This is a genomic window from Sanguibacter sp. Leaf3 (genome assembly GCF_001425965.1).
In the GTDB taxonomy this organism is placed as follows: domain Bacteria; phylum Actinomycetota; class Actinomycetes; order Actinomycetales; family Cellulomonadaceae; genus Sanguibacter; species Sanguibacter inulinus.
Genome location: NZ_LMRH01000003.1, coordinates 561,936 through 587,150, shown reverse-complemented (window position 1 = coordinate 587,150; position 25,215 = coordinate 561,936). Strand labels below are relative to the sequence as shown.

Here is a 25,215-nt window from a genome sequence, read left to right as displayed (position 1 = left end):
CACTGCCAGCTCCACCAGCACGGCACAGGCCGGGCCCCCGCTCCTCGCGGGTGGCCCGGCCTGTGCCGTGCTGCCTCGGGTCACGCTGCAGGTCCGCCCGCTGCCGGGCGGCCTGCCGTGACCTCAGTGCTTCGTGTGCTTCTTCGCTGCGTCGACTGCCTCGGCGACCTTGTCCTTGAGGACGGCGCTCTGGTCCTTCGCGACCTCGGCGGCCTTCTCCTGGACGCTCGAGACCGCGGACTGGACCGAGTCAGAGGCCCAGACGTCACGGGCGTGGGTCTTGATCGACTCGAAACGACGACGGCCGGCCCGGGCTCCCAGGACGTACCCTGCGGCGAGCCCGACGACGAACACCAACTTGGACTTCATGAGCTTCTCCTTGCCCTGCTGCGATCTACGGTCGGGGGACCCCGGAGGCCTGGCACTGCTACGCCGCGACCTGGCGGGGACTCGAGCGTACGTCCGGGCCGATGACCACGCAGGACGAGGCAGCACCGTGGCACCGGTCCCGAGGGCCGGCCGTCGACATCATGACGGCCAGAGCACCGCCCGGGCTTCGTCGACACGACACCCGTGTCTCACCGGGCACCTCCGGGCGGCGACGGGCGGGCCTGCAGCGCATGATGGTCCCCGGCGCGCCGAGCACGGCCGCCGTGGAGCTGGACCCGGAGGTGCTCGTGCGCTCAGCGGCAGTCGGCGCGTCCCTCCTCGGGGTCGGCGTCCTCGCGGTGCTGACAGGTGTGCTATCCCTCGGCGAGGTCGGCGGGGTGGCCGACCGCGTGTGGCCCGTCCTGCTGTTCGTCGTGATGATCACGGTGGTCACCGAGCTCGCCTCCGAGGCCGGGCTGTTCACCGTCGTCGCCTCCCGTTTGACACGGTGGGGTCTCGACAGGGCATGGGTGCTGTGGCTCCTGGTCGTCGCCCTCGCGACCACGAGCACGGTGTTCCTCTCCCTCGACACGACAGCCGTGCTGCTCACACCAGTCGTCGTGCTGCTCTCCCGGCAGGTCGGTCTCCCGCCGCTGCCCTTCGCGCTCACCACGGTGTGGCTCGCGAACACCGGGTCGCTCCTGCTGCCCGTCTCGAACCTCACGAACCTGCTGGCCGAGGGCAGGCTGGACCTCGGCAGCCCTGTCGACTTCGCCAGGCTCATGCTCGGCCCCGCCGTCGCGGCGGTCGTGGTCCCGAGCCTCGTGCTGTTCTTGGTGTTCCGCCGCGACCTGCTGCGCAGGTACCAACCGCGCGAGGTGGCCCACCCTGACGACCCCGTGCTGCTCGCCGCGAGCGCGACGGTGGTCGTGCTCCTGCTGCCGGCCCTCGTCTCGGGCGTCGCGGTGTGGATCCCGGCGACAGTCGCCGCCGTCGTCCTCACGGGACTCTTCGCGGTGCGACGTCGCTCGGTCCTGCGGTTCCGGCTCGTGCCGTGGGAGCTGGTGCTGCTGGCCTCTGGGCTGTTCCTGGTCATCGAGGCCGGGCACGCCCTCGGGCTGACCGGGCTGCTCGCCTCGGTCGCCGGCACGGGCGAGTCGACCGTGGCGCTGCTCCAGCTCTCCGGGGTCGGGACGCTCGGCGCGAACCTCGTCAACAACCTGCCGGCCTACCTCGCGCTCGAGCCTGTCGCGGAGAGCCCGCTCCGGCTCGCAGCCCTGCTGATCGGGGTGAACGCCGGGGCGCTGCTCACCCCCTGGGCGTCGCTCGCGACCCTGCTGTGGCACGCGCGGCTCGAGGCGCTCGACGTCTCGATCTCGTGGACCCGGTACGCGCTGCTCGGGCTGCTCGTCGTCCCGCCGACAGTCGTCACGGCGGTCCTGCTCCTCTCCGCAGGCTGAGCCCGAGGACTTCCCTGGGCGGGATCCTCCAGTGGCTCGAGGAGCCCGGGAGGGGGTCGAGGTATCAGCGTCGCTGTCTCCTCGTCCCCCTGCCGGACCGGCCGGTCGCACCCCGCACCCCCCGGTGGCAGGGTGCACCGCGCCTCGGCGAGGCGCCTGACTGGCGGGACCCTCCAGCCCCGCCGGGCACCTCGCTTCGGCACACCTTATGCACGCCAAGGAGCCCAGAACGGACACCTGCGTAGACGAGACCCGAGATCGGGTGGCGTCAGCCGCCTGTTGCGGGGCCAAGGTGCCGTCCCTGCGTGACGCTCGGCCAGAATCACGTAGGGCATCGTGCAGATCCACGCTGGGAATGAATGGTGCCCTGAGAACGCTGACCCTCGTGGCCCAGCCATCGACAGGAGAATCTCGTGGGACTCATCAGCTGGCTCTTCGACGCCCAGCTCGTCATCGGCGACCAGACGGTCCTGTGGCGCGAGATCATCGGCAACCTCTTCGGTCTCGTCTGCGCGCTGGGCGGCATGCGACGCAAGGTGTGGGCCTGGCCCGTCGGCATCGTCGGGAACCTCCTGCTGCTCACGGTGTTCCTCGGGTCGGTCTTCGACACCCCGTCGGCCGTGACCCTCCTCGGGCAGGCCGGCCGGCAGGTGATGTTCATCGTGGTCTCGGTCTACGGCTGGGTGCGCTGGCGCCAGAGCCGCGAGTCGAACGGCGTCGGCGTGGTCCCCGAGTGGGCGACCCCGCGACAGCGTGCACTCCTCGTGGTCGCGCTGGTCGGCGGGACCCTGGTCCTCACTCCAGTGTTCCGGGCCCTCGGGTCCTACGAGCCCGTCTGGGCCGACGCCTGGATCTTCACGGGATCACTGCTGGCCACCTACGGCATGGCACGTGGGTGGGTGGAGTTCTGGCTCATCTGGGTGGCGGTCGACCTCGTAGGGGTCCCGTTGCTGGTGAGTGCTGGGTTCTACGCCTCCGCCTTCATGTACGTGTTCTACGGCGCGTTCACCCTCGCCGGCTTCTTCCTGTGGGCCCGCATGCGGCGACGCGACGACGCCCAGACCCGGCTGCTGGAGCCCCCGGCCGTCGGCGTGGTGTCGTCGTCCCGCTGACCGGGCCAGCCCTCGGGCACAGGCCCCGGCACCCACCGGTCCGTCGCTCGTCCCGCACCCGCCTCGCCCCGGTCCAGGGCTCTCGAGATGCGGAGGCGCCTGAGCACTGGCAGGCTCGGTGCCGCCCGAAGTTCGGGCCCAGCTTCTCTTGGAGGACTCATGCCTAGTTGGCTCATCATCCTGCTCGTCGGCGTCGTTCTTCTCGTCCTCGGCTTTGCCGGGGTCGCCAAGTTCCTCATCTACGTCGGCATCGCCGTGCTGCTCGTCAGCCTCATCCTCGGATTCCTCGGCGGACGGTCGTCGAAGAGATGACGTGAGTCCTGACGGCTCACTCCTGTCAGGACCCCCGCTGCACGGCTCGACCGAGCAGCACCCGAGAGGCCCCGCACCGTTGGTGCGGGGCCTCTCGGCGTGCCAGGGGGCATCGGGTGAATCACAGGGTGATCTTTACGATCTTCCGCCCACAACCGGACATCCCGCCCTAGCCTGTGGTCATCGTCACGCTTCGAGACGTGACACAGGAAGGGGTTGGAGCGATGAACACAGTGAAGGCACACGTCGCTGGGCGGCACACGTCGTGGCGGCTTGTCGCCATGGTCGCGGTCGTCACTCTGCTGGGGTTCGCCCCGGTGACGGCGAGCGCATCAGACGGGGTCGGTGAGAGCGACGGGTCGGAACCGGTCGTGCAGCTGTTCAGCGAGGCGCAGTGCACGAGCGGGGCCTTCTGCGTCTGGAGCGAGCCCAGCTTCGCAGGGATCTACCGTGGGGTGGCGTCGACCGCACCCCTGTCGACGGGCTTCGTGAACAGCAAGTCGCTGTGGAACCGGTCGAGCAGGGCGGCTCGGGTGTACTCGGGGACCGGAGGGACCGGGTCGTGGGTCTGCTACACACCCAGCATGAAGATCGCGAGCCTCTCGGTACCGGCCAGGTCGGTCGCGCTGCTCGCCAGCAGCAGCTGCTGAGCACCAGTCGCGCCTGACGGCGGAGAGGTCGGGCACCGGAGGAGTCCTAGCAGGTCCAGCAACCAGAGGTACGACAGGCGAGCGAGGGGAGACACACGGTGATCCACACCGCAGAGGGAGCGGCCGAGGTCCGCGCGACGAGCGCGCTCCTCGCTGCCCACCTCATGGTGCCTCGCGTCCCCGACTGCCTCCTCCTGCCGCCAGACCCCGAGCAGCTGTTGAGCAGGATCCTCGAGAGCAGACCGCAGCCTGCCCGTCGAGCGTCGCTGCCCGCGCCGCAGCGCCGTCAGGGAGCGCCTGCGCCCCACCGACCTTCTCCACCCGACAGCACCGCCCTCGTGGGCACGTCGGAGCATCGCTGGCAACCCGGTCGACGGCGGGGGACGATGATCGCCGCAGTCGCGGCTGTGGCTCTCGTCGTCGCCCTGGTCGCCGCCGAGGGCAGCCGCGCCCAGCCGGCGGCGGCGTCGACCATCCCCTCGCTCTCCTACGGGGTGGGCGACCTCGCCAAGTCGAGCCTGGACGAGCTCCCCGACGCCAGCGCTACCCTGCGCGGGCTCGCGGACGCCGCTCGGGAGACTCCTGAACCTGTCCGGACCGGGACCGTCCAGCACGTCGTGGCGCAGGAGTGGCTCGGCGAGACCGGCCCGGCGCCCGACGGGTCCGGACAGGCCACGTCCGTCTACCCCACGGTCACCGAGCGCTGGCTCGCCGCCGACGGGTCGGGTCTCATCACCCAGCGTCGTGCTGCAGCCGTGACCTACGACGGTGCGATCAACACCGAGGCCGGGCCGTCGCTCGCAGGCGAGCTCTCGTCAGACGCCGTCCTCCCAGGGACCTTCGACGACGTCGCTCGGCTCCCCGAGGACCCCGCCGCGCTGGCCGCTGACATCCTCGGCCGCTCCTCGGCCGAGTGCAGCCTCGACGACTGGAAGGGGTACTGCCTCACCGAGCAGGTTCAGACATACTTCGGGTCGGGCGTCGTGCCGCAAGACCTCACGGGCGCCTTCTGGGACATGCTCGCCCAGCAGCCGACCGTCAGGCTCCTCGGCCCCACGACCGACCGCGCAGGCCGCGAGGGCACGGCTGTCGCGGTCGAGGCGCCGAAGATCCCGGAGGACCCGAGCGACGACGAGTCCGTGCTGGTCCTCATCGTGTCGGAGGAGACCGGCCAGCTGCTCGCGACCGAGACGCTGACCCTGCGCAGCGACCTGCTCGGCGTCACCTCACCGACAGTCACCGGGTTCTCTGCCATCACCCTTTCCGAGTACACGACGGAGGTCGGGCGATGACCCCGCTCACCACCATGCCGATGCGGGTGAGCCTGCCGCACGACGCCAGATATGATCACCTCGAGCGGGCAGCGCCCGGGACAGCAGCCTGCCCCGGCGAGGCACCGAGCGCAACGGACGAGGGGGCGTCACCGATCGCGAGCAGTCGTGGGCAAGATCGAGACCGGCCGGGCAGAGCCCTGACCGGTCTGCGCCTCGTCGCCGACGACCCGAGCCCCGCGCCGCGTACCGCAGAGCTCGCGGGCACCGGACCCTCGCCAGCACCCGAGACCCAGGCCGAGACGGGCACCCGCCGGTCGAGCGACGTCCCGGCCGCGGGCCTCACCCCCGACGCGGACGCGGAGTCCCAGTTCAGCGACCTGTTCCGCTCGATGCACACCGAGGTCCGGACCTTCGTCCTGCGCCGTGTCGACCTCGAGCTCGTCGACGACGTCGTGGGCGACACCTTCCTCGCGGTGTGGCACGGGTGGGAGAAGGTCCCGACCGACCCGTCAGGGCGACGCGCCTGGGTCTACGGGGTCCTCCGGAACAAGCTGCTGCAGGCCGCGCAGAACGCAGGCCGTCGTTCACGTCTGCGGGCGAAGGTCTCGAGCCTGCGACCGACCGACCACGGTCCTGTCGGCGAGGCGATCGAGTCGCTGCGCGCAGCGCGCGACCTCCTCGACCTGCTGCCACCCGCCGAGCGTGACGCCGTGGCGTTCACCGTCCTCGCAGGGCTGTCCTGCGCCGAGACCGCCGAGGTGCTCGAGTGCTCGGTCAGCTCGGTGACCACCCGCGTGTCCCGGGCCCGGACCCGGTTGCGGACGATCCTGCTCGAACGCGAGACGACCGGCGACGGAGGTGAGGGACGATGACCGACGACCTCGGCGCGCACGACGTCGAAGAGCTCAGGGCTCTCATGCGCGAGCACCACCTGCTCCCGGAGGTCCCGGCCGCGCTCCTGGAACCCGCGACCCGCACCACGGCTGGCACCGCAGACACCTCAGGCCACGACCTCCGCAGCCCCGACGCTGCGGAGTCCCTGCTGGCCAGCATCCTAGCGACCCCGCGCCCCGGCCCCACGGAGGTGGAGCCGTCTGCCGCCAGCAGCGCCCGCCGGGTCCAGCCCGCCACCGACAGGTCCGGTGAGTCCGCCCGCCGACAGCGCCTGCATCGTCGAGCGGCCGTGCTCGCGGTCGCCGCGGCGACCGTCGTCGTCGCCGTCGTCGGATCACAGCTCAGCTCCAGCCCGACCGCCGTCGCCGGCGGGGCTCCGCCGCTGGTCTATGCAGAGGCGTCGCCGGAAGCAGCCTGGGACGGCTCGCTGCCCTCCGCACACGACACCCTCGTCGAGCTGGCCTCGGTCGCCGACGACGCACCAGACCTGCCCCGTGCCGGCGACGTCCAGCACATCAGCCGCTACTCCTGGTTGAGCGAGTCCGTCGGCGACGCCGACGGGAACACGACGACGGCGGTCTACCCGACCTCCGACGAGTGGTGGGTGGCTCCGGACGGGTCTGCCCAGTCCGTCCAGCGCCGCGCCGAGGCCGTCGGCTACGACGGCAGGGTCGACCCCGACGCCGAAGACTCGGCGGCTGGCCCGCTGTCGACCGACGACTTCATGCCCGGCACTGTCGAGCCCTTCGCCGTCGCCGAGCTGCCGACCGACCCCGACGCCATGGAGTCCGCGCTCCTCGCAACCATGCCCGCGGAGTACGTAGAGAACCCGGAGTACCGCGACACGCTGCTGGTCGAGGCGGCCGCCAGCCTCTCCAGGACCTCGATCGTCCCGCAGGACGTCGCCTCGGCGATGCTGACGGTGCTCTCCGACGCGCCGTCGATCCAGCTGCTGGGGGACACGACGGACAGGCTCGGGCGCCCCGGGGTGGCCGTCGCGGTCCCGGACTCCCTCATGAAGGACTCTGACGTCGAGGCGGTCACGGTCCTCATCATCTCGCCGACCGACGGCCAGCTCATGGGCACCGAGACGGTCACGCTGACGAACCTCATGATCGACGTCGACGAACCGACGGTCACGGGCTTCACGACGATCACCGACCGACGCTGGGTCGCCGCCATCGGAGACTGACGGGCACGTCCGGTCCACGGCGTGCCCTGCCGTCGCTGCCGACCGCTCGAGCGAGGCCCCCGGTCGAGCACGATCAGCCGGTCAGACGAAGCAGATCGGTCGGACAAGGCCCGCCTGTCAGTCGAGGACGGGCATCAGTCGGGCGGGCACCGCTCAGGCGGAGACGATCCTGCCGGAGTCGAGCTCGACGACCCGGTCGGCCGCAGCCGCGACGCACGAGCGTGCCGTCACCATCACGACGGCCGCGCCGGTGAGCCGCGGCACGGCGAGCAGCAGCTCGGCGACAGAGTCGGCAGCGTCTCGGTCGAGGGAGGTCGCCGGCTCGTCGGCGAGGACCAGGGCCGGGTCGAGGACGAGGGCCCGGGCGATCGCGACGCGCTGCCGGTCCTCCTCGCACATGTCGGTGGGCCGGCGGTCGGCGAGGTGCACGCCGCCGAGCAGGTCGAGCACGCCGAGCGCGCGCTCCTTCGCCGTGCGCCGGGCCGTCCGTCCGTGCTTGAAGTACCAGGGCAGCATGACGTTCTGGACCGCGGAGAGGGATCCCTCGAGGTGGAAGGACTGGAAGACCGTGCCGACGCGGCTGCTGCGCAGGCTCACCAGCTCGGAACGGTCCAGGCCGCTCGTCTCGTGCCCGTCGACCGCGACGCCGCCCGAGGTGGGGCGCCTGACGAGCGCCAGGACCGACAAGAGGGTCGACTTGCCGCTGCCGGATGCGCCTGTCACGGCGAGCGAGCTCGCTGCGTGCACGTCGAGGTCGACGTCGCGGAGCGCGTGGACGGTGCCGCCGGGAGCGGCGAGGACGACGTCGACCATCGTCAGCCGTGCGGCGCGGTGGCTCGCCACGGACGGCGCGCTGCGCGCGGCCTCGGTGCTGATGGACATGCTCTCCCCCCGGATGTGCAGGAGGGGTGCGTCCGGCGCGAGGTCTCCCTCAGCCAGCCGCACCCCCGTCCCTTGCGCCACGGTCCGAGCCCACCAACCGGGAGACGCCCCCCTGCGACGTCCGGTTCCAGCGTGCTCGACCATGCCCTGCCCAGGTGACCGGCCCGGGAGACGCAGCAGCGGTTCCCCTGCGCTGCTCGACTCTCGTGATGGCCTGCTCACCCTTGCGACGATGATCCGTCGTACATACATCGCCGCTGCAGACCTGGTTGTCACACGTCGATCTGTGGTACGCATCACATTCTCCGGTCGCTGACGAGAAGGTCAGGGTGAGCCGTGTCAGAGCGCGGGACCAGGACCTCGTGGCGGGGCTGCGGGGCCGGCCCGGTGGCTGCCGACCACGTGGGTGTCGACCATCCCGACAGCCTCCATGAGCGCGAACATGGTGGTCGGTCCGACGAAGGCGAAGCCCTTCGCGCGCAGAGCCTTCGACAGGGCGAGGGACTCGGGTGACCGGGTCGGGATCTCGGCGAGGCTCGCCGGGGCAGGTGCTGCGGCAGGCTGGAACGACCAGACGAGGTCGACCAGCCCGCCCTCGTCGCGCAGTGCGAGCGTCGCGCGGGCATTCGTCACGGCCGCGCGGATCTTGGCTCCGTTGCGGACGATGCGGGCGTCGACCAGCAGTCGCTCGACGTCGGTCTCCTCGAAGGCGGCGACCCGTTCTGGGTCGAAGGCGCAGAAGACCTCGCGGAAGGCGTCACGCTTGCGCAGGATCGTCGCCCAGGACAGCCCGGACTGGAAAGCCTCGAGGGTGATGCGCTCGTACAGCCCGTGCTCGTCCCGCACAGGGACGCCCCACTCGGTGTCGTAGTAGGCGCGGAGCATCGGGTCGACGGCCGCCCACGGCGGGCGGGCGAGGCCGTCTTCGCACAGGACCAGCCCGTCGTCGCGGGCCGTCACCTGTCGCTCGCAGCGCAGGGGCGGCGGACGGCGGGCTCGCAGGTGGTACGGCCAGCTCCGGTGGTCTCGGTGCGCACTGCGCCTCCTCGGGGTGCACCCCTGCCAGAGCAGAGGAAGGGTCGGGCGGAGACGATCGTCCCACGCCCCACCCACGCTCCGGCGTCGGCGCCGCTGGACCTCCGCCCCACGCGGGAGTTCACTGGAGCTGTGACGACTCTCTCGACGGCTGCGGCACAGCCGTCCACCGACCCGCCTGCGCCTGCAGACGCCCCGCTGCTGACCATCGCGCAGGTAGCCGGCAGGACCGGGCTCACGGCCCACACGCTCCGGTACTACGAGCAGGACGGCCTGCTGCTCGTGCCGGTCCCGCGGTCCAGCAGCGGCCAGCGGCGGTACCGGGAGGAGGACGTGGCCTGGATCGTGCTCGTGACGCGGCTGCGGTCGACCGGGATGTCGATCACCGGGGTGCGCGAGTACGCAGAGCTCGTCCGTCAGGGCCCCAGCACCGAGCAGGCGCGGCTCGACCTGCTGCGGCGGCACCGTGAACGGGTCCTCGCCCAGCTCGCGGAGGTCACCGAGCACCTCGGAGCCGTCGACCGGAAGATCGACATCTACACGGCCCGGCTCGCAGCGCGGACCTGACCTGGCGCACCGTCGCCCGCTGCCGCACGCCTTCCCCCACCGTCGCCCGCTGCTGCACCCCGCAACCCACCGTCGATCTCCGGGGCTCCGAGAGGTCTGCGACGGTCCCGCCGTCGCAGGACCTGTGCTCGCAGCGCTTGACTTCGAGTGCACTCGAAGGAGTTGGCTGAGGTCATGACTCCTCGACCCACCCTCCAGACCCGCACCCTCGGCACAGCCTCGCCCTTGACAGTCTCGACGCTGGGCCTCGGCTGCATGGGCATGTCCGAGTTCTACGGCACGACCGACGAGGCCACCGCGACCTCGACCATCCACCGGGCCCTCGACCTGGGTGTCACCCTGCTCGACACCGCGGACATGTACGGGCCCTTCACCAACGAGCGCCTCGTCGGCTCCGCGGTCGCCGGCCGACGCGACGAGGTCCAGCTCGCCACGAAGTTCGGCAACGAGCGCCTGCCCGACGGGACCAGGGTCGGCATCAACGGCCGCCCCGAGTACGTGCGGGCGGCCTGCGACGCGTCGCTCGAGCGTCTCGGTGTGGACCACGTCGACCTCTACTACCAGCACCGCGTCGACCCGGACGTGCCGATCGAGGAGACCGTCGGCGCGATGGCCGAGCTCGTCGCAGCAGGCAAGGTCCGCCACCTCGGGCTGTCGGAGGCCTCCTCCGAGACCATCCGCCGCGCGCACGCCGTGCACCCGATCACCGCACTGCAGACCGAGTACTCGCTCTTCACCCGAGACCTCGAGGACACGATCCTCCCGACGATCCGTGAGCTCGGGATCGGGCTGGTCCCCTACTCGCCGCTCGGCCGCGGGATCCTCACGGGCACCGTGACGGATGCGACCCTCGAGGCCGGCGACTCACGGCGCACAGGCTACTTCCCGCGGTTCCAGGGCGAGGCGCTCGAGAGGAACCTCGCCCTCGTCGACGCCGTGCGGCGGCTCGCCGAGGCCAAGGGGGTCACCTCGGGTCAGCTCGCGCTCGCCTGGGTGCTAGCCCAGGGCGAGGACGTCGTCCCCATCCCCGGGACCCGGCGGATCCCCTACCTCGAGGAGAACGTCGGGGCAGCGGCCGTCCGCCTGGACGCCGACGACCTGGCCGCCCTCGACCGAGCCGTCCCGCGCGACGCCGTCGCGGGGGCACGCTACGGCGACCTGTCCTCGATCGACGACTGACCGCCCTGCCTCCGGGCTGAGCCGCGGCCTCCGGCTGCGAGGCCCGCGGCTCAGCGCGGGACGCGGGCGGTCCGCGCGGGGTCGAGGTCGAGCCCGACGACTGCTCCCCGGACCAGCTCGACAGCGCTCACAGCACCGCTGGCACTGCTGGCGCCGTCAGCACTGACCGGGCTGCTCCGGACGGAGACGCGGACCGGACCGTCGCCGAGGTCGGTCTCGACCGAGACCTCGGCGACCCCGCGGCGGAAGGTCGTGCTCAGCACGGTCGCCCTCCAGCGGGCTGCTGAGGCGTCCCGGAGCACGAAGCCGTCGGGGCCGACGGCCGTCCAGCCGTCGCCGTCAGGCACGAAGGCCTGGTACCCGAGGAACGACGCGACCTCCAGGTCGGCCGGAGCCGCCCAGAGACGCGCCGGCGCGTCCACCTGCAGCAACCGTCCACGGGACATGACGGCGACCCTGTCGGCCACCGTGAAGGCCTCGTCGTGGTCGTGCGTGACGAAGAGCGCCGTCGTGCCGGTCTCGACGAGCGCGGCACGCAGGTCTGCCGCGAGACGCTCGCGCAGCGCGCGGTCGAGGGCCGACAGGGGCTCGTCGAGGAGCAGCAGACCGGGCTGGGGCGCCAGGGCCCGGGCGAGGGCTACGCGCTGACGCTCGCCGCCGGACATGGTGGCGACCGACCGACGACCGCTGCCGGGCAGACCGACGACCTCGAGCAGCTCGGCGACCCGGGTGCGGCGCTGGTCCCGTGGCACCCGCTGCATGCGCAGCCCGTACTCGACGTTGCCCGCGACGTCGCGGTGCGCGAACAGCTGGCCGTCCTGGAACATGAGCCCGAAGCCGCGCCTGTGCACGGGCACCCCGGCGACGTCGGCTCCGTCCCACAGCACCCGGCCGCTCGCGACAGGCTCGAGCCCGGCCACGGCGCGCAGCAGGCTCGACTTGCCGCAGCCCGAGGGCCCGAGGATGGCGACGACCTCACCCCGGGCGACGTCGAGGTCCACGCCGGCGACGGCTGTCGTGGCGCTGCCCCGGTGTCGCCGGGAGGGGCGGGTGGCCGGCAGCCCGGCCTCCGTGACCTGCTCGTCCGCGGCCCCCGGGCCAGCCGCGTAGGTCACGACCAGCTGCTCGACGCGCAGACCGCTCCCGGGTGCTCGGGTGCCGGGCGCCGCTCCTGCGGGGCGCGCTGTCGTGGTGCTCATCAGAACTCTCCTGTCCTGTCTCCGCGCAGCCGCTCGGCGAGGAGCATGACTGTCGCGGTGAGGAGCGCGAGGACGACGGAGGCGGCGAGCGCCATGCCGTAGTTCTCGGCGCCGGGCCGGCCGATGAGCCGGAAGATGACGACGGGCAGGGTCGCGCCGTCGGGTCGGGCGAGGAAGGACGTCGCCCCGAACTCGCCGAGGGACACGGCGAAGGCGAAGCCGATGGCGAGCCCGAGCGAGCGGGCGACGATGGGCCAGTCGACGGTCGCCAGGACACGTCCGGGCGGTGCGCCGAGGGTCGCGGCCACCTCGCGCTGGCGCGGGTCGATCGCGCGCAGCACAGGCAGCACGGTCCTCACGACCAGCGGGGTCGCGACGACGGCCTGGGCGATCGGGACGAGCAGCCCGGAGGTCCGCAGGTCGACGCTCAGGCCGAGCGGCCTGTCGAGGGTGATGAGGAAGCCGAAGCCGACGGTCACCGCGGAGACCCCGAGGGGCAGCATGAACACCGAGTCCATGACCGACACCGCGCGTCGGGCCGCCGGGTCGCGCGGTCGTCGCGAGACGACCAGGGCGACGAGGCCGCCGACGACCAGCGCGACGACAGTCGCCCAGGCTGCTGTGCGCAACGAGGTCGCGGCTGCCTCCCACACCGTGACGGTGAGCGCGTTGCGCCCGCCTGTGGTGCCGAGCGCGGCGTAGTTGCCGAGCCCCCAGCCGTCAGGGGTCCGGAGGGAGCGGAGCACGAGGTTGGCGATCGGCCAGGCGAGGAGCACCAGCACGACGACGGCCGTGAGCGCCGCGGGCAGGGCGTCGGCGCTGCGCAGCCGCAACGGGTGGGTCGAGCGCGTGGCGGCTGTGAGGGCGAGCGCGGTCTCGCGGCGCGAGCGCGCCCTCGAGGCGACCGCGAGCGCGGCGCTCACCACGACGAGCTGCGCGACGGACAGCACCGCGGCCGTGCGCAGGTCGAGGAACTGGACGGTCTGCATCCAGATCTCGGTCTCGATGGTGCCGTAGCGCTGACCGCCGAGGACCAGGACGACCCCGAAGGCCGTCGCGCAGAAGAGGAAGACGACCGCGGCGGCCGAGGCGACGGCCGGGCCGAGCGCCGGGAGCGTCACGGTCCAGAACGCCCGGGAGGGTGAGGCTCCCAGGGCGCGGGCGGCCTGCTCGGCGCGCGGGTCGAGGTGCTCCCACAGCCCGCCGACAGTGCGCACGACGACGGAGTAGTTGAAGAAGACCAGGGCGATGACGATCGCCGTGAAGGTCCCGTCGAGCCCGAGGGAGCCGAGCGGGCCGGACTCCGCGAGCAGCGCGCGGAAGGCGACACCGACGACGACCGTCGGCAGCACGAAGGGCACGGTGACGAAGGCGCGGACGGCCGCCTGCCCGCGGAAGGTACACCTGTAGAGGACGTAGGCGCCGGGGATGCCGAGCAGCAGCGACACGACGGTGCCGAGCGTCGCCTGCGCGAGGGTCAGGCCGACGATCCGCCAGGTGCGGGGCTGGGAGAAGACGTCGGCAAAACCGCCGAGGTCGAGCGTCCCGTCGGCCCAGAAGCCGCGCCCGACGAGCGCGCCGACGGGCCACACGAAGAAGATCCCGAGGAAGGCGACGGGCACGGCGACGGCGAGCGCCCACGAGGTCCGGCGCAGCAGGGCCCCGCGGCCGGCGGGACGCTCGGGGCGTCCGGCCGGTCGCGGGGCGGAGGCACCCGTACGACCCTCGCGGGTCGTGGTGCCGTCCTGGAGGGTGGTCATGGTGCTCAGCCGACGACCTGGGCGGTCCAGTCCTTGATCCACGCGTCACGGTTCGCGGAGATCTCGGCGGGGTCGAGGGCGATCGGGTCCGTGGGCACGGGCGCGAAGGACTCCCAGTCGGCCGGGACCGTCACGTCAGGGCTCACGGGGTACACGTACATGGTCTCGGGGATGTCGGCCTGGAACTGGTCGCCGAGCAGGAAGTCGACGAAGGCCTGGGCACCCTCGGGGTTGTCGCCGTTGGCCAGGACCCCGGCGTACTCGACCTGGCGGAAGCAGGTGTCGAGCAGGGCTTCCGTGGTGCTCGACGCACCGTCGTCGCTCAGCGTGAAGGCCGGTGAGGACGCGTAGGAGAGGACGATCGGGCGGTCGCCCTCGCCGTTGGCGGAGAAGTCCGTGTAGTAGGCGTCCTCCCAGCCCTCGACGACCTTGAGGCCGTTGTCGGTGAGGCTCTTCCAGTAGTCGAGGTAGCCGTCGGTGCCGAAGTGCCCGATGGTCGCGAAGAGGAAGGACAGGCCGGGCGTCGAGGTCGCCGGGTTCGTCACGACGGTGAGGTCCTGGTACTCGGGGTCGGCGAGGTCTTCGAGGGTGACCGGGGCGTCGATGCCCGCCTCGGCGAACCATCCGGTGTCGATGTTGAGGCACACGTCGCCGTAGTCGACAGGGGTGAGGGTGCCGGAGCCGTCGACCGCGAGGTCGGCGGCGCTCTCGGGCAGCTCGGGCGAGGTGTAGGGCTCGAAGACGCCCGCGTCGACGGCGCGGGACGCGAAGGACGTGTCGATGCCGAAGGCGACGTCGCCGAGCGGGGAGTCCTGGGTGAGCACGAGCTTGTTGGCGAGCGCGCCGCCGTCACCGGTCGTGATGATGTTGAGCGTCAGCCCGCTCTGCTCCTCGAAGGCGGCCTTGGTCTCGTCGGTGATGCCGAAGGAGTCGTGGACGACGACGTCGACCGTCGTGGCGCTCCTTGACCCCGACGCGTCGCCCGTGCCGCCGGTCGCGGAGTCGCTCGAGCAGGCCGCGAGCGCGAGGACCAGGGTCCCGGCGATCGTCGCTGTGGTCAGCCGTACGGAGCGTGTGGTGCGTGCTGTCCTGGTGCTGGTGGTGCTGTGCATGATGCTGCGTCCTCCTGGACATGTGCCTCAGAAGGGGTACCACGCGTGCGTGGCGAGATAGCCCGACTCCCTACGCCGGTGCAAACCGGATCAGGTTCGAGGGTCTGCGGGTGGTTCCGCACTCTCAGCGCTCCTGCGCTCCCCTGTCGTTCTCTCCCAGGTTACCTCGCGGTCGGCGGTGCGGTATGCGGGTGCGAGCCTGGACGGCTAGCGTGGTGCGACAGGAGCGGATCACCTGCTCAGACGACCAATCGCGGAGGAATCGTGGCCCAGGACCAGTCGGTACCGATGAAGATCACCACGCTCGCTGTCTCGCTCGGTGCCGGGTGGGTCGCACAGAAGGCCGTCGCCGCGCTGTGGACCAAGGTCACCGGGCACTCCCCGGTGCACGGGGACGACGACGACGCGACGGTCGCGAGCATCGTGGCCTTCGCCGCGGTGACGAGCGCGACCGCCGCCCTCACCCGGGTGCTCGCCACCCGGGGGACCTCGCGCTTCGCGAAGCGTCTGCACGCCCGCAAGCGCTGACCCTGGCGCGGCTGCGGCGCCGCTGTGCGCTGCGGCCCGGATGGGTACCGCGGCCGCGTGAGCACCGCAGCGAGGCTGAGCACCGCGGTCCGGCTGCGTGCCGCGCTGCCGCGGGTCGTCGCGGCACGCAGGCTCAGCGACGGGCGGCGTCCTCGAGAGCCCTGAGGTCGAGGACAGAGAGCCCCCGGCGCCCTCGGAGCTCGATGACGCCCGAGGCCGACAGCGCCGCCAGGCGCCGGCTCAGGGTCTCGGGGGTGGTCCCGAGATACGCGGCGACCTCGTGCTTCGCCATCGGCAGCAGCACCGTTGCCCGGCCGGTCCTGCTGGTGGTCGCTGTCACGAGGTCCAGCAGGTAGGCCGCGACCCGGACGCCGACGTCCTCCGACGTGATGGCCGACAGCAGCCGCTCGACCGAGGCGAGCCTGTCGGAGAGCGTCCGCAGCATCCGCTGGCTGATGTCGGGATAGTCGCGCAGCAGAGCCGAGAACCTCGCTGGGTGGAACACGCACATCTGGCTGTCGTCGAGGGCGACGACAGTGTCGAGGGGCGGGCGACCTGTCAGGAAGGCGCGCTCGCCCACGACGTCGCCGGCGGTGACTGTCCTGAGGATCTGCTCCTGACCGTCGGAGGACGTCCGGCTGACCTTGAGCTGCCCGCTGTGCATCACGAGCAGGCTCGACGCCGGGTCTCCGGGGTCGGAGACGACCTCGCCCTTCTGGAACGACACGGACCGCGCCGCCCCTGCCACCCGGAGCTGCTCCGGGCGCGACAACCCGTGGAAGATCGGGACGCGGGCCACGCAGAGGTCGTCCTCAGCCATGCCCCGAACCTACCCGGACCACCCGGCACCTACGGGTTGCCGAGGCTGCTCCGGCGCCTCCCGGCAGGCAGGGCCGACGGACGGTGCCGGTGCTTGACCTGCGTCAAGGAGTCTCCAGGAGATCCCTCCTACCGTGAAGGTGTCGCTGAGAACCGTCACCAACGAAGGGATCCGACCATGTCCACCTCGACAGCACCCGCCACCTCCACCACCCGCACAGTCCTGAGAGCCGAGGGGTTCTCCTGCCCGTCCTGCGTGGCCAAGATCGAGAAGCAGGTGGGCCGGCTCGACGGTGTCGAGCGCGTGCGGGTCCAGTTCGCCTCGTCACGCATCGAGATCGACCACGACGCCGGACGCGTCACCGTGGACCAGCTCGTCGCCGCCGTGGCCAAGGCCGGCTACAGGGCCGCACCCTCGAAGGTCTGACCTCTGATCTGTGCTCTCCGGGCACCCGCGGGTGCCCGACCCGTAGTTCCTCCAGGCGCGCCGGGCGACCGGCGCGCCCCGCAGAGAGGTGGTGCTCCGATGGGGAGCAGGTTCGAGAGATGGGTCCACGGGGACTGGTCGACGCCCGTCGTGTCAGGGGTGCTCGTCCTGGTCTCCTTCGTCCTCAGGCAGTCGGCGGGAGGCGCGGGTGACGTCACGCTGAGCCCGCAGTGGTGGCTCGATGCCGGTGAGCACGCCACAGGCCCCGGCACGGTCTTCACCCTCGCGGACGCCGTCATGCTGGCCGCCGCGGTCACCGCCGGCTGGGGGATCACCATCACGGCCCTGCGCGCACTGGTCGCCAGGGTCGTCGGGATCGACCTGCTCGTGGCGGCTGCGGCGATCGGGGCCGTGGTGATCGGCAACTTCTGGGAGGCTGCGGCAGTCACGTTCTTGTTCGCGACAGGTCACGCCCTCGAGGCCGCGACCCTGGGCAAGACGCGCTCCGCCCTGGCCGAGCTGGTCGCGGTGGCCCCGGACCACGCCGTCGTCGTCCGCGACGGCGAGCAGCTGGAGATCCCTGCGGCGCAGGTGAGGGTCGGCGAGGTGGTCCTGGTCAAGAACGGCACGAAGGTCCCTGTCGACGGAGAGGTCCTGGACGGGACCGGCGCGGTCGACGAGGCGTCCATCACGGGCGAGTCGATACCGGCCGAGAAGTCCAGAGGTGACCGCGTCTACGCAGGGACGATCTCCCGAGCAGGCTTCTTGCGGGTGCAGGCCACCGGGACCGGAGCAGACACCACCCTCGCCCGCATCATCCACCGCGTCGAAGAGGCCCAGGACGCCAAGGCCCGCACGCAGGCCTTCATGGACAGGTTCTCCAGGTGGTACACACCCGCCGTGATGGTGCTCGCCGTGGCGGCCGGCGTCGTCACGGGTGACGTGGTCCTCGCGCTGACCCTGCTGGTCATCGGGTGCCCCGGCGCGCTGGTCGTCTCGATCCCCGTCGCGATCGTCGCCGGCATCGGCCGGGCCGCTCGTCGAGGGATCCTCATCAAGGGTGGTGAGTTCCTCGAGACCTCGGCGAAGATCTCCGTGGTCGCCATGGACAAGACCGGGACGCTCACCGAAGGCCGGCCCCGCCTGACCGACGTGGTGGTCCTGGACCCGCGCCTGGGTCGTGCCGACGTGCTGCGCTGGGCTGCGGCCGCCGAGGCCGGGTCCGAGCACCCGCTGGCACGTCCCGTCCTGGCGGCTGCGGACGAGGACGGGGTCGGTCCCTCAGAGATACCGGGCACGGTGGTCCCGGTGCCCGGCATGGGCATCATGGCCGAGGTCGACGGTCACCGGGTGCTCGTCGGCAGCCCGCTGCTGCTCGAGCGGTACGGGGTGGCCGACGCCCGCGGAGCCTCCCAGGTCGCCGCGGCGCTCGCCGCCGACGGCAAGACGCCCATGACGGTGGCCGTCGACGGCTCCGTGATCGGCGTCCTCGCCGTCGCCGACCAGGTCCGCGCGGACGCCGCTGAGGCCGTCTCGATGCTGCACAGGGCCGGCGTCACGAAGGTCGTCATGCTCACCGGGGACAACCGGCTGGTCGCCGAGGCTGTCGGGAAGGCCACCGGGATCGACGAGGTCCACGCCGCGCTGCTCCCCGAGGACAAGCTGGACGTGGTCGAGCAGCTGCAGCGGCAGGGCCGCACCGTGGCCATGGTCGGCGACGGGGTCAACGACACCCCTGCCCTGGCGGCGGCAGACATCGGCGTGGCGATGGGGGCAGCAGGCTCCGCGGCGGCCGTGGAGACCGCCGACATCGCACTGATGGGTGACGACCTGCTCAGGCTGCCTGAGGCGATCAGCCTGGCCCGACGGACCGTGGCGGTGATGAGGCAGAACATCGTCGTCGCCCTGGCCACGGTCGTGCTGCTGCTGGCCGGCGTCGTCGCAGGGGGGCTGACCATGTCTGTCGGCATGCTCGTCCACGAGGCCTCTGTCCTGGTGGTGATCGTCAACGCGATGCGCCTCCTGCGCAGCAGCGGCCACGACGCGGTCGACCAGCGCTCCAGGCCCAGCCTGACGTCCGTCGGCTCCCGGGGTTGAAGATCTCGTCCCTGTGGACAACGTCCGCGCACCGCTGCGCGCTCCTAGTGTCGGTGCAACGGCAGCGACCGGTCCGAGGTCGCCGCCCTGTCACGGCAGGAGCAGGGCATGAAGTTTGCGATGGGGGCAGGCGTGCTGACGGCGCTCGCACGGAAGACGTCGACGTCGAGCGACGACCTCGGCGCCGTCGTCCGGGAGCTCTCCGCGGCGGCCGAGCCGCTCGAGGGGCGTTTCCACGGCGCTGGCCGGCAGGCCTTCGACAGGTTCCGGCGACGCACCGAGGAGATCGCCGTCGAGCTCGACGCGGCTCTCGCATCCGTGCTCGTGGGCATCGGCGGGATGGACCGCGCCTTCACCGAGGGCGACCAGACGATGGCCGACGAGACCCGGGCGACCGAGGGCAGCGCGTCCTTCGCCTCCGCGCGGTTCTCTGGCCGCTGACCACAGACCTGCTGACCACCGACCTCAGGAGACGACGACGATGAGCACGACGAGCACGACAGACCGCAGGGACTACGACACCGCAGCATCGACGGCTGCTCAGGAGAACTTCGACAGGGTGGCAGCGCGGCTCGACGGTCTGATGGACCAGCGCTCAGCCGACGTCCGGGACGCGATGGCCGACTACGAGGCCACAGGTGTCTCCGGTGACTACCAGGCGCAGGAGCAGCGCTGGGCGACGGTCGCCGCGGAGGTCCGCGGGATCGTCCAGGCCCTGCGCCGCGCGCTGACCGACAGCGACGCGAGCGCCCAGGACTCGCTGCGGCGAGCCCAGTCCGCGGTCGAGGCGATCGGCTGACCTGGGACGACGTGACGTACGAGCGCCGCGCCGGAGGTGCCGCACGGCAGGTCCCCTGTCGCGCGGTCCCCTCGGCGCAGAGCCGTGGAACTTGATAGCGTCGAGCGATGCCACGGACGCCACTGCCCAGCCCGCGCCCTGACCGACCGCTCCGAGCCGGATCGCTCCGAGCCCCTGGAGCCGCCACGCTGGCGGCCGCACTCGTCCTCACCGGGTGCTCCTCCTCCGACGACAGCGAGACCGAGCCCACGTCGACGGCCTCGAGCACGTCGACAGCCTCGACCCCTGTCGAAGAACCGACCTCCGAGCCCGCCGAGCTCCCCGAGGGCCCCGCGGGAGAGCAGGCCGCCTGGTTCCTCGAGCAGCTCGACCCCGAGACCACCGTGAGCGCCGACGAGATCACGGCCCGCGTCTCCGAGGCTGTGCTTGCCGAGATGAGCGCCGAGGACCTCGCGGCGACCCTGACAGCGCTCGCCGCGACAGGCCCGTGGACGCCTCGGGCTGTCGCTGGTGAAGGGTCAGCCGTCTCGGTGACGATCGTCGACACGGCCGGGACCTACCTCGAGATGCAGGTCGCGACCGACGAGGCCGGTCAGGTGACGACCCTGTTCTTCGCGCCCGGGAGCAACCCCGACCGCGCACCGGCCGCGAGCTGGGACGAGCTGGACTCGTTGCTCGGCGACACCGGCGTCGACCACTCGCTCCAGGTGTCGACGGTCGACGAGGCCGGTCTGTGCACACCCGTCCACCAGGCCGGCGAGACGGCCACGCCGATGCCTGTCGGGTCGATCGTCAAGCTCTACGTCCTCGGGGCCGTGGTGACGGCCGTCGCCGACGGCACCCTCACCTGGGACACCGAGCTCACCCTCACCGACGACCTCAAGTCCTTGCCCTCGGGCACCCTGCAGGACCAGCCGGCCGGGACCACCGTGACAGTCCAGCAGGCAGCGGCCGGCATGATCTCGATCAGCGACAACACCGCGACAGACCTGCTCATCAGCACGGTGGGCCGCGACGCCGTCGTCTCCGCGATGGGCGACATGGGACACCACGACCCGGCGCTCAACACCCCGCTGCTCACCACGCGCGACCTCTTCTGGTTCGGCTGGGGTGCCCCGGAGTCCGTCCCGGGCTGGACCGACCTCGACGTGGACGCGCGCGAGGCGCTGCAGGGCGAGGTGCCAACGGGCGTGCTCGACATCGACCCGATGTCTGTCACGACCCCCCGCTGGGACGACGGCCTCGACTGGTTCGCCACGGCCGCCGACCTCTGCTCCGCGCACGCCGGCCTGCAGACCATGGCGGGCACGGAGGCCGGCGAGCCCGTCCGCGACATCCTGTCGGCGAACACCGGGATCACCCTCGACGAGGCCGACTGGCCCTACGTCGCCTTCAAGGGCGGCAACGCGCCCGGTGAGATCGCCGGGTCGTGGCTGGCCGAGACCGCCGACGGGGAGACCGTCGTGGTGAGCCTCCAGCTCGCGACCGACGACCCCCTCGCCCTGCCCGCCCCCGTCGACCTGTTCTCCCTCGCCGAGGACGCCTTCGGGCTGTACGGGTCGTGACACCGCAGAGCCCGACGTCGGACCTCCGACGTCGGGCTCTGCTCTGCCCTGGGCCCCGGCGTCCGCCGAGCCTGTCAGGCCTCGGTGATCACCGATCCGGCCGCCACGTCGGCCCGGGCGACGGCGGAGCCACCGGCCCGCACGAAGACCTCGCCGTCGACCTCGTCACCCACGAGCACCTGACCGGCCCCGGGGACCACGACGTCCTCGGTCCCGTGGTTGAGCACCACGGTGAACTCCGTGGACCCGTCGACCGACCTGCGGCGCACGACCTCGACCTCGTCGGGCAGCGTGCGGTCCGGGACGATCCCCGCGTCGGCGTAGGCGCCGTCGAGGAAGGTGGTCAGCGACGCACCGGTCAGGCGCGTCGAGGTGTACCAGGCGGCACCCTCGCCGTGCACGTTGCGGGTGATCGCCGCCTCGCCCTCGGCGGGGCCGTCCACGTAGGTGGCCACGACGTCGGCCGTCGTGACCACGAGGTCTTCGGCCCAGACGTCAGCCGCAGCACCCTCGAATCGTCCGCCGGCCAGCGTCATCGAGTCGCCCTCGCGCAGCGGGAGCAGCTCGTCGACCCGGACACCCAGCACGTCGTGCAGCGCAGCGACCAGGCCACCGGCACGCACGGCGTCGTTCTCGTCGACCAGCCCGGAGAAGCACGAGACGGCCAGCGTCCCGCCGGCAGCCGTGTAGGACGTGAGGTTCGCCGCCGCCGCGTCGGTCAGCAGGTACGACGCGGGGGCGAGCACGAGCCTGTACCCGCTGAGGTCGGCCTCAGGGTGGACCAGGTCAGCCGTGACGTCGTCGCGCCACAGCTGGTCGTAGAAGGCGACGATGCGCTCGCGGTGCGAGTGGTCGACGCTCGGTCTCCACTCGAGGTCCTGCGCCCAGAACGACTCCCAGTCCCAGAGGATCGCGACGTCGGCGTGCACCTGCGAGCCGCGCAGCTCGGCGAGGTCGGCCAGGGTGCCGCCGAGCTCGACGACCTCTTTCCACACCCGGCTCGACGTGCCGGCGTGGGGCAGCATCGAGGAGTGGAACTTCTCCGCGCCCGAGCGCGAGGCGCGCCACTGGAAGAAGAGGATGCCGTCAGCCCCGCGACCGAGGTGGGACAACGCGTTGCGTGCCATCTCGCCGCGGCGCTTGGCGACGTTCCGCGGCTGCCAGTTCACGCCCGAGGTCGAGTGCTCCATGAGGATCCACGGCTTGCCGCCCGCGAGGGACCGCGTGAGGTCGGCGTCGAGGGCGAGGGTCACGTGGTTGCGGACCTCGGCGGCCGTCAGGTAGTGGTCGTTGGTCACGATGTCGACCTCGCGCGCCCAGCGCCACAGGTCCATCGACGGGCAGCTCGTCGCCATGAAGTTGGTCGTCACCGGGACGCCGGGTGAGAGCTCGTGCAGGATGTCCCGCTCGGCCGTGAAGCACGCGAGCAGCGCGTCGGAGGTGAAGCGCGCGAAGTCGAGGCGCTGCGCCGGGTTGACGACGCTCGCCGACGTGGCCGGCGCACCGATGTGGTCCCACTCGCCGTAGGTCTGACCCCAGAAGGCCGTGCCCCACGCGGCGTTGAGGGCGTCGAGCGACCCGTGGCGCGCCTGCAGCCACGTGCGGAACGCACGGACGCTGTGCTCGTCGTAGCTGTCCGAGACGGGTGCGCCGTACTCGTTGTGGACGTGCCACAGCGCGAGGGCCGGGTGGGAGCCGTAGCGCTCGCCGAGCGCGCGGGTGATGCGTGCGCAGGCCCGGCGGTAGTCGGGAGAGGACGGGCTGACCATGCCGCGCGAGCCGTGGCCCAGCACGACGCCGTCGCGGGTGACGACGCGCGAGTCGGGGTACGTGGCGTAGAACCAGGCGGGCGGGGCGGCGGTCGGGGTGCCGAGGTCGACCCGGATCCCTGCCGAGTGCAGCAGGTCGAAGAGCCTGTCGAGCCACTCGAAGTCGAAGACGCCCTCGGTCGGCTCGAGCCGGGCCCACGAGAAGATGCCCACGCTCACCAGGTTGACCCCGGCCTCACGCATGAGGGCGACGTCCTCGACCCAGACCTCTTCGGGCCACTGCTCGGGGTTGTAGTCCCCGCCGTAGCTGATGGTTCCCACACCCGGGAGCCAGCCTGCTGGGGCTCCTGCGGTGCGGACGGCGGTGGACTCGCTCATGGCTCTCCTTGCCGACAGGCGGCGGTTGACGTGGATCTCTCAGCGACGTGCGGCTCCGGGCTCCTGCGCCCTAGACCCGCTGACCTGTGCTCCCCTGTGCTCGCACCTGTGCGCGCTCACAGACTTCGACATCGCTGTGCAACGACGAGGTAACACTATTTTCTGATGTTTGACAACCAGCAGGAGTGTGCCGGTACTGTGACCGGTCACAGGTACAGTGGCGTTTCTGAGTACGACGTCGTACCCCACCTCAGCGACGAAGCGGAGGTGACGATCAAGGAGGACACATGCGTCTGGCCCGCACACGACTCACCGCAGCTGCGGTGACGATCGCAGCACTCACCCTCGGCGTCGCCGCCTGCGGGAGCGACTCCGACAGCGCCTCCGGCGACGGCCCCGTGAACCTCACGTTCTGGACGTGGGCCCCGGAGATGGAGGCTGTCGTCGACATCTGGAACGAGGCGAACCCCGACATCCAGGTGACGGTCAACAAGCAGGACGGCGGCGACGCAGCCGTCACCAAGCTGCTCACGGCCATCAAGGCCGGCAGCGGCGCACCCGACATCATGCAGGCCGAGTACCAGGCCATCCCGACGATGGTCTCGGCCGACGCCCTCGCGGACGTCTCGGCCGAGGTCGGCGACGACCTCTCGGGCCACTTCGCGGACGGCGTGTGGAACTCTGTGACCCTCGGGACCGACGCGGTCTACGGGATCCCGCAGGACTCCGGGCCCATGCAGTTCTACTACCGCGCGGACATCTTCGAGGACATGGGCCTCGCCGTCCCGACCACCTGGGACGAGTACGCGGACGTCGCCGCTCAGCTGCACACGGCCGACCCGTCCAAGTACCTCGGGACCTTCTCGGCGACAGACGCCGGATCCTTCACGGGCCTCGCGCAGCAGGCCGGCGCCTCGTGGTGGGGCATCGACGGCGAGTCGTGGACCGTCGACATCGACGACGAGGCCACCCTCAAGGTCGCGCAGTACTGGGGCGACCTCGTCGAGGCGGGCACGATCGACAACAAGCCGATGTACACCCCCGAGTGGAACGCCGCGCTCAACGACGGCTCGCAGGTCGGCTGGCTCAGCGCCGTCTGGGCACCCGGCGTCCTCGCCGGCAACGCCCCCGACACCGAGGGCCTGTGGAAGATGGCTCCGATGCCGCAGTGGGACGCCTCGGCCCCCGCGACAGGCAACTGGGGCGGCTCGGCCACCGCGGTGACCACGCAGTCCGAGCACGCCGAGCAGGCCGTCGAGTTCATCACCTGGATGAACACCTCCGAGGAGGGCGTCGCCGCCCTCGCGGACGTCTCCGGCATCTACCCGGCCGACATCCCCGGGCAGTCGACCGCGCTGACCGACCCGCCGGCCTTCTTCGCCAACCAGCCCGACTTCTACGAGATCGTCGCCGAGACGGCCGGCACGGCCAACCCCTTCACCTACGGCCCGAACGTCAACGTCGCCTACTCGGCCTTCAACGACGCCTTCGGCAAGGCAGCCGAGTCCCGCTCGGCCGCAGGGTTCGTCGAGGGCATCGAGTCGATGCAGACCACCACGGTCGAGGACCTCAAGAACTCCGGGTTCTCGGTCGCCGAGTAGTCGCTGCGTAGCCGGTCGAGCAGTCACCGCGGTCCAGCGGCTGCTCGACCGGCACCAGCACCACCCGCACGACTCGCACCACCGCACGACCCGCACCACCCGGTCGGCCCCAGCGGCACGGCCGACCGCTCGAGCAGCACCCTCAGCAGCACCCTCCCCGCGGGGTATCGCGTCAGCGACGCCCCGCGGCACGGCCCGGCCCTGCGCCGGGCACTCGACTCCGGCGCACCGCGCG

Annotated in this window: 24 protein-coding genes and 1 riboswitch; of the genes, 16 read left to right on the top strand and 8 right to left on the bottom strand. The window is 71.7% G+C overall.

Going from position 1 to position 25,215, the window contains the following annotated elements; translation table 11 throughout:
- Positions 1 to 123: 123 nt before the first annotated feature.
- Entirely contained in the window at positions 124 to 369 is a 246-nt protein-coding gene (locus tag ASG53_RS16015; RefSeq protein ID WP_056135667.1) for a hypothetical protein, read from the bottom strand.
- 308 nt (positions 370 to 677) lie between these two features.
- On the opposite strand from ASG53_RS16015, the gene ASG53_RS16010 reads away from it, so the two are divergent.
- The 7 genes from ASG53_RS16010 to ASG53_RS15985 all read left to right on the top strand — a co-directional run bounded on the left by ASG53_RS16010 (position 678) and on the right by ASG53_RS15985 (position 7,263).
- Positions 678 to 1,829 carry an SLC13 family permease gene (locus ASG53_RS16010; protein WP_056136416.1) on the top strand — a complete coding sequence of 384 codons (1,152 nt, stop codon included), beginning with the start codon at positions 678 to 680 and terminating at the stop codon, positions 1,827 to 1,829.
- 413 nt (positions 1,830 to 2,242) lie between these two features.
- Positions 2,243 to 2,941, top strand: coding sequence for a nicotinamide riboside transporter PnuC (gene pnuC, locus ASG53_RS16005; protein WP_056135664.1), 699 nt, complete (start codon positions 2,243 to 2,245; stop codon positions 2,939 to 2,941).
- 159 nt (positions 2,942 to 3,100) lie between these two features.
- Positions 3,101 to 3,253, top strand: coding sequence for a hypothetical protein (locus ASG53_RS20175; RefSeq protein ID WP_179913996.1), 153 nt, complete (start codon positions 3,101 to 3,103; stop codon positions 3,251 to 3,253).
- 224 nt (positions 3,254 to 3,477) lie between these two features.
- Positions 3,478 to 3,903 carry a peptidase inhibitor family I36 protein gene (locus tag ASG53_RS16000; protein ID WP_082544127.1) on the top strand — a complete coding sequence of 142 codons (426 nt, stop codon included), beginning with the start codon at positions 3,478 to 3,480 and terminating at the stop codon, positions 3,901 to 3,903.
- Positions 3,904 to 4,067: 164 nt separating this feature from the next.
- On the top strand, positions 4,068 to 5,195 hold the full coding sequence (locus tag ASG53_RS15995) for a CU044_5270 family protein (RefSeq protein WP_268793442.1): 1,128 nt from the start codon (positions 4,068 to 4,070) through the stop codon (positions 5,193 to 5,195).
- Positions 5,192 to 6,049, top strand: a complete 858-nt coding sequence (locus tag ASG53_RS15990; RefSeq protein WP_056135651.1) for an RNA polymerase sigma factor — start codon at positions 5,192 to 5,194, stop codon at positions 6,047 to 6,049. Before ASG53_RS15995 ends, ASG53_RS15990 begins: the two co-directional genes overlap by 4 nt.
- A complete protein-coding gene (locus ASG53_RS15985) occupies positions 6,046 to 7,263 on the top strand; it encodes a CU044_5270 family protein (protein ID WP_056135648.1) in 1,218 nt (405 codons plus the stop codon). Before ASG53_RS15990 ends, ASG53_RS15985 begins: the two co-directional genes overlap by 4 nt.
- A gap of 153 nt (positions 7,264 to 7,416) precedes the next feature.
- On the opposite strand, the gene ASG53_RS15980 is transcribed toward ASG53_RS15985, so the two are convergent.
- Entirely contained in the window at positions 7,417 to 8,145 is a 729-nt protein-coding gene (locus tag ASG53_RS15980) for an ABC transporter ATP-binding protein (RefSeq protein WP_162246163.1), read from the bottom strand.
- A gap of 339 nt (positions 8,146 to 8,484) precedes the next feature.
- Positions 8,485 to 9,105 carry a DNA-3-methyladenine glycosylase I gene (locus ASG53_RS15975; protein WP_056135643.1) on the bottom strand — a complete coding sequence of 207 codons (621 nt, stop codon included), beginning with the start codon at positions 9,103 to 9,105 and terminating at the stop codon, positions 8,485 to 8,487.
- A 207-nt stretch (positions 9,106 to 9,312) separates the two neighbouring features.
- Here ASG53_RS15975 and ASG53_RS15970 point away from each other — a divergent pair, with 207 nt between their 5' ends.
- Together ASG53_RS15970 and ASG53_RS15965 are read left to right on the top strand one after the other, a co-directional pair.
- A complete protein-coding gene (locus ASG53_RS15970; RefSeq protein WP_082544125.1) occupies positions 9,313 to 9,747 on the top strand; it encodes a MerR family transcriptional regulator in 435 nt (144 codons plus the stop codon).
- Positions 9,748 to 9,921: 174 nt separating this feature from the next.
- Positions 9,922 to 10,926 carry an aldo/keto reductase gene (locus ASG53_RS15965; RefSeq protein ID WP_056136411.1) on the top strand — a complete coding sequence of 335 codons (1,005 nt, stop codon included), beginning with the start codon at positions 9,922 to 9,924 and terminating at the stop codon, positions 10,924 to 10,926.
- Between the two features lie 50 nt (positions 10,927 to 10,976).
- Here the strand turns inward: ASG53_RS15965 and ASG53_RS15960 are convergent, their stop codons facing one another.
- Genes ASG53_RS15960 through ASG53_RS15950 form a run of 3 tightly spaced genes read right to left on the bottom strand, consistent with a single transcriptional unit; the run spans position 10,977 to position 14,997 of the window.
- On the bottom strand, positions 10,977 to 12,125 hold the full coding sequence (locus tag ASG53_RS15960) for an ABC transporter ATP-binding protein (protein WP_056135639.1): 1,149 nt from the start codon (positions 12,123 to 12,125) through the stop codon (positions 10,977 to 10,979).
- Positions 12,125 to 13,885, bottom strand: a complete 1,761-nt coding sequence (locus ASG53_RS15955; protein ID WP_082544124.1) for an ABC transporter permease — start codon at positions 13,883 to 13,885, stop codon at positions 12,125 to 12,127. The genes ASG53_RS15960 and ASG53_RS15955 overlap by 1 nt, the downstream gene beginning before the upstream one ends.
- 5 nt (positions 13,886 to 13,890) lie before the next feature.
- On the bottom strand, positions 13,891 to 14,997 hold the full coding sequence (locus ASG53_RS15950) for a thiamine ABC transporter substrate-binding protein (protein WP_056135637.1): 1,107 nt from the start codon (positions 14,995 to 14,997) through the stop codon (positions 13,891 to 13,893).
- A gap of 50 nt (positions 14,998 to 15,047) precedes the next feature.
- A riboswitch (TPP riboswitch) is annotated at positions 15,048 to 15,152 on the bottom strand.
- Between the two features lie 133 nt (positions 15,153 to 15,285).
- On the opposite strand from ASG53_RS15950, the gene ASG53_RS15945 reads away from it, so the two are divergent.
- A complete protein-coding gene (locus ASG53_RS15945) occupies positions 15,286 to 15,525 on the top strand; it encodes a DUF4235 domain-containing protein (protein ID WP_056135634.1) in 240 nt (79 codons plus the stop codon).
- A 133-nt stretch (positions 15,526 to 15,658) separates the two neighbouring features.
- Here the strand turns inward: ASG53_RS15945 and ASG53_RS15940 are convergent, their stop codons facing one another.
- The gene (locus ASG53_RS15940) at positions 15,659 to 16,345 is read right to left on the bottom strand and encodes a Crp/Fnr family transcriptional regulator (protein WP_056135631.1); all 687 of its coding nucleotides are present in this window, start codon (positions 16,343 to 16,345) and stop codon (positions 15,659 to 15,661) included.
- Between the two features lie 177 nt (positions 16,346 to 16,522).
- On the opposite strand from ASG53_RS15940, the gene ASG53_RS15935 reads away from it, so the two are divergent.
- The 5 genes from ASG53_RS15935 to ASG53_RS15915 all read left to right on the top strand — a co-directional run bounded on the left by ASG53_RS15935 (position 16,523) and on the right by ASG53_RS15915 (position 21,232).
- On the top strand, positions 16,523 to 16,771 hold the full coding sequence (locus ASG53_RS15935; protein ID WP_056135629.1) for a heavy-metal-associated domain-containing protein: 249 nt from the start codon (positions 16,523 to 16,525) through the stop codon (positions 16,769 to 16,771).
- Positions 16,772 to 16,870: 99 nt separating this feature from the next.
- Entirely contained in the window at positions 16,871 to 18,868 is a 1,998-nt protein-coding gene (locus ASG53_RS15930; RefSeq protein WP_056135626.1) for a heavy metal translocating P-type ATPase, read from the top strand.
- Between the two features lie 108 nt (positions 18,869 to 18,976).
- Entirely contained in the window at positions 18,977 to 19,309 is a 333-nt protein-coding gene (locus ASG53_RS15925; protein ID WP_056135624.1) for a hypothetical protein, read from the top strand.
- Positions 19,310 to 19,349: 40 nt separating this feature from the next.
- Entirely contained in the window at positions 19,350 to 19,667 is a 318-nt protein-coding gene (locus tag ASG53_RS15920) for a hypothetical protein (RefSeq protein ID WP_056135621.1), read from the top strand.
- Positions 19,668 to 19,774: 107 nt separating this feature from the next.
- Entirely contained in the window at positions 19,775 to 21,232 is a 1,458-nt protein-coding gene (locus ASG53_RS15915; RefSeq protein ID WP_056135618.1) for a serine hydrolase, read from the top strand.
- 74 nt (positions 21,233 to 21,306) lie between these two features.
- On the opposite strand, the gene ASG53_RS15910 is transcribed toward ASG53_RS15915, so the two are convergent.
- Positions 21,307 to 23,379 (bottom strand): beta-galactosidase, encoded by a 2,073-nt coding sequence (locus ASG53_RS15910; RefSeq protein WP_056135615.1) that lies wholly within the window; start codon positions 23,377 to 23,379, stop codon positions 21,307 to 21,309.
- Between the two features lie 287 nt (positions 23,380 to 23,666).
- Between ASG53_RS15910 and ASG53_RS15905 the strand changes: the two genes are divergently transcribed.
- The gene (locus ASG53_RS15905; protein ID WP_056135611.1) at positions 23,667 to 24,980 is read left to right on the top strand and encodes an ABC transporter substrate-binding protein; all 1,314 of its coding nucleotides are present in this window, start codon (positions 23,667 to 23,669) and stop codon (positions 24,978 to 24,980) included.
- The last annotated feature ends 235 nt before the right edge of the window (positions 24,981 to 25,215 follow it).

What these genes read in the sequence shown, in the direction of transcription:
- ASG53_RS16015 (WP_056135667.1), bottom strand. Translation starts at nt 369, where the DNA reads ATGAAGTCCAAGTTGGTGTTCGTCGTCGGGCTCGCCGCAGGGTACGTC.
- ASG53_RS20175 (WP_179913996.1), top strand. Translation starts at nt 3,101, where the DNA reads ATGCCTAGTTGGCTCATCATCCTGCTCGTCGGCGTCGTTCTTCTCGTC.
- ASG53_RS16000 (WP_082544127.1), top strand. Translation starts at nt 3,478, where the DNA reads ATGAACACAGTGAAGGCACACGTCGCTGGGCGGCACACGTCGTGGCGG.
- ASG53_RS15995 (WP_268793442.1), top strand. Translation starts at nt 4,068, where the DNA reads ATGGTGCCTCGCGTCCCCGACTGCCTCCTCCTGCCGCCAGACCCCGAG.
- ASG53_RS15990 (WP_056135651.1), top strand. Translation starts at nt 5,192, where the DNA reads ATGACCCCGCTCACCACCATGCCGATGCGGGTGAGCCTGCCGCACGAC.
- ASG53_RS15985 (WP_056135648.1), top strand. Translation starts at nt 6,046, where the DNA reads ATGACCGACGACCTCGGCGCGCACGACGTCGAAGAGCTCAGGGCTCTC.
- ASG53_RS15980 (WP_162246163.1), bottom strand. Translation starts at nt 8,145, where the DNA reads ATGTCCATCAGCACCGAGGCCGCGCGCAGCGCGCCGTCCGTGGCGAGC.
- ASG53_RS15965 (WP_056136411.1), top strand. Translation starts at nt 9,922, where the DNA reads ATGACTCCTCGACCCACCCTCCAGACCCGCACCCTCGGCACAGCCTCG.
- ASG53_RS15960 (WP_056135639.1), bottom strand. Translation starts at nt 12,125, where the DNA reads ATGAGCACCACGACAGCGCGCCCCGCAGGAGCGGCGCCCGGCACCCGA.
- ASG53_RS15955 (WP_082544124.1), bottom strand. Translation starts at nt 13,885, where the DNA reads ATGACCACCCTCCAGGACGGCACCACGACCCGCGAGGGTCGTACGGGT.
- ASG53_RS15950 (WP_056135637.1), bottom strand. Translation starts at nt 14,997, where the DNA reads ATGCACAGCACCACCAGCACCAGGACAGCACGCACCACACGCTCCGTA.
- ASG53_RS15945 (WP_056135634.1), top strand. Translation starts at nt 15,286, where the DNA reads ATGAAGATCACCACGCTCGCTGTCTCGCTCGGTGCCGGGTGGGTCGCA.
- ASG53_RS15940 (WP_056135631.1), bottom strand. Translation starts at nt 16,345, where the DNA reads ATGGCTGAGGACGACCTCTGCGTGGCCCGCGTCCCGATCTTCCACGGG.
- ASG53_RS15935 (WP_056135629.1), top strand. Translation starts at nt 16,523, where the DNA reads ATGTCCACCTCGACAGCACCCGCCACCTCCACCACCCGCACAGTCCTG.
- ASG53_RS15930 (WP_056135626.1), top strand. Translation starts at nt 16,871, where the DNA reads ATGGGGAGCAGGTTCGAGAGATGGGTCCACGGGGACTGGTCGACGCCC.
- ASG53_RS15925 (WP_056135624.1), top strand. Translation starts at nt 18,977, where the DNA reads ATGAAGTTTGCGATGGGGGCAGGCGTGCTGACGGCGCTCGCACGGAAG.
- ASG53_RS15920 (WP_056135621.1), top strand. Translation starts at nt 19,350, where the DNA reads ATGAGCACGACGAGCACGACAGACCGCAGGGACTACGACACCGCAGCA.
- ASG53_RS15915 (WP_056135618.1), top strand. Translation starts at nt 19,775, where the DNA reads ATGCCACGGACGCCACTGCCCAGCCCGCGCCCTGACCGACCGCTCCGA.
- ASG53_RS15910 (WP_056135615.1), bottom strand. Translation starts at nt 23,379, where the DNA reads ATGAGCGAGTCCACCGCCGTCCGCACCGCAGGAGCCCCAGCAGGCTGG.
- ASG53_RS15905 (WP_056135611.1), top strand. Translation starts at nt 23,667, where the DNA reads ATGCGTCTGGCCCGCACACGACTCACCGCAGCTGCGGTGACGATCGCA.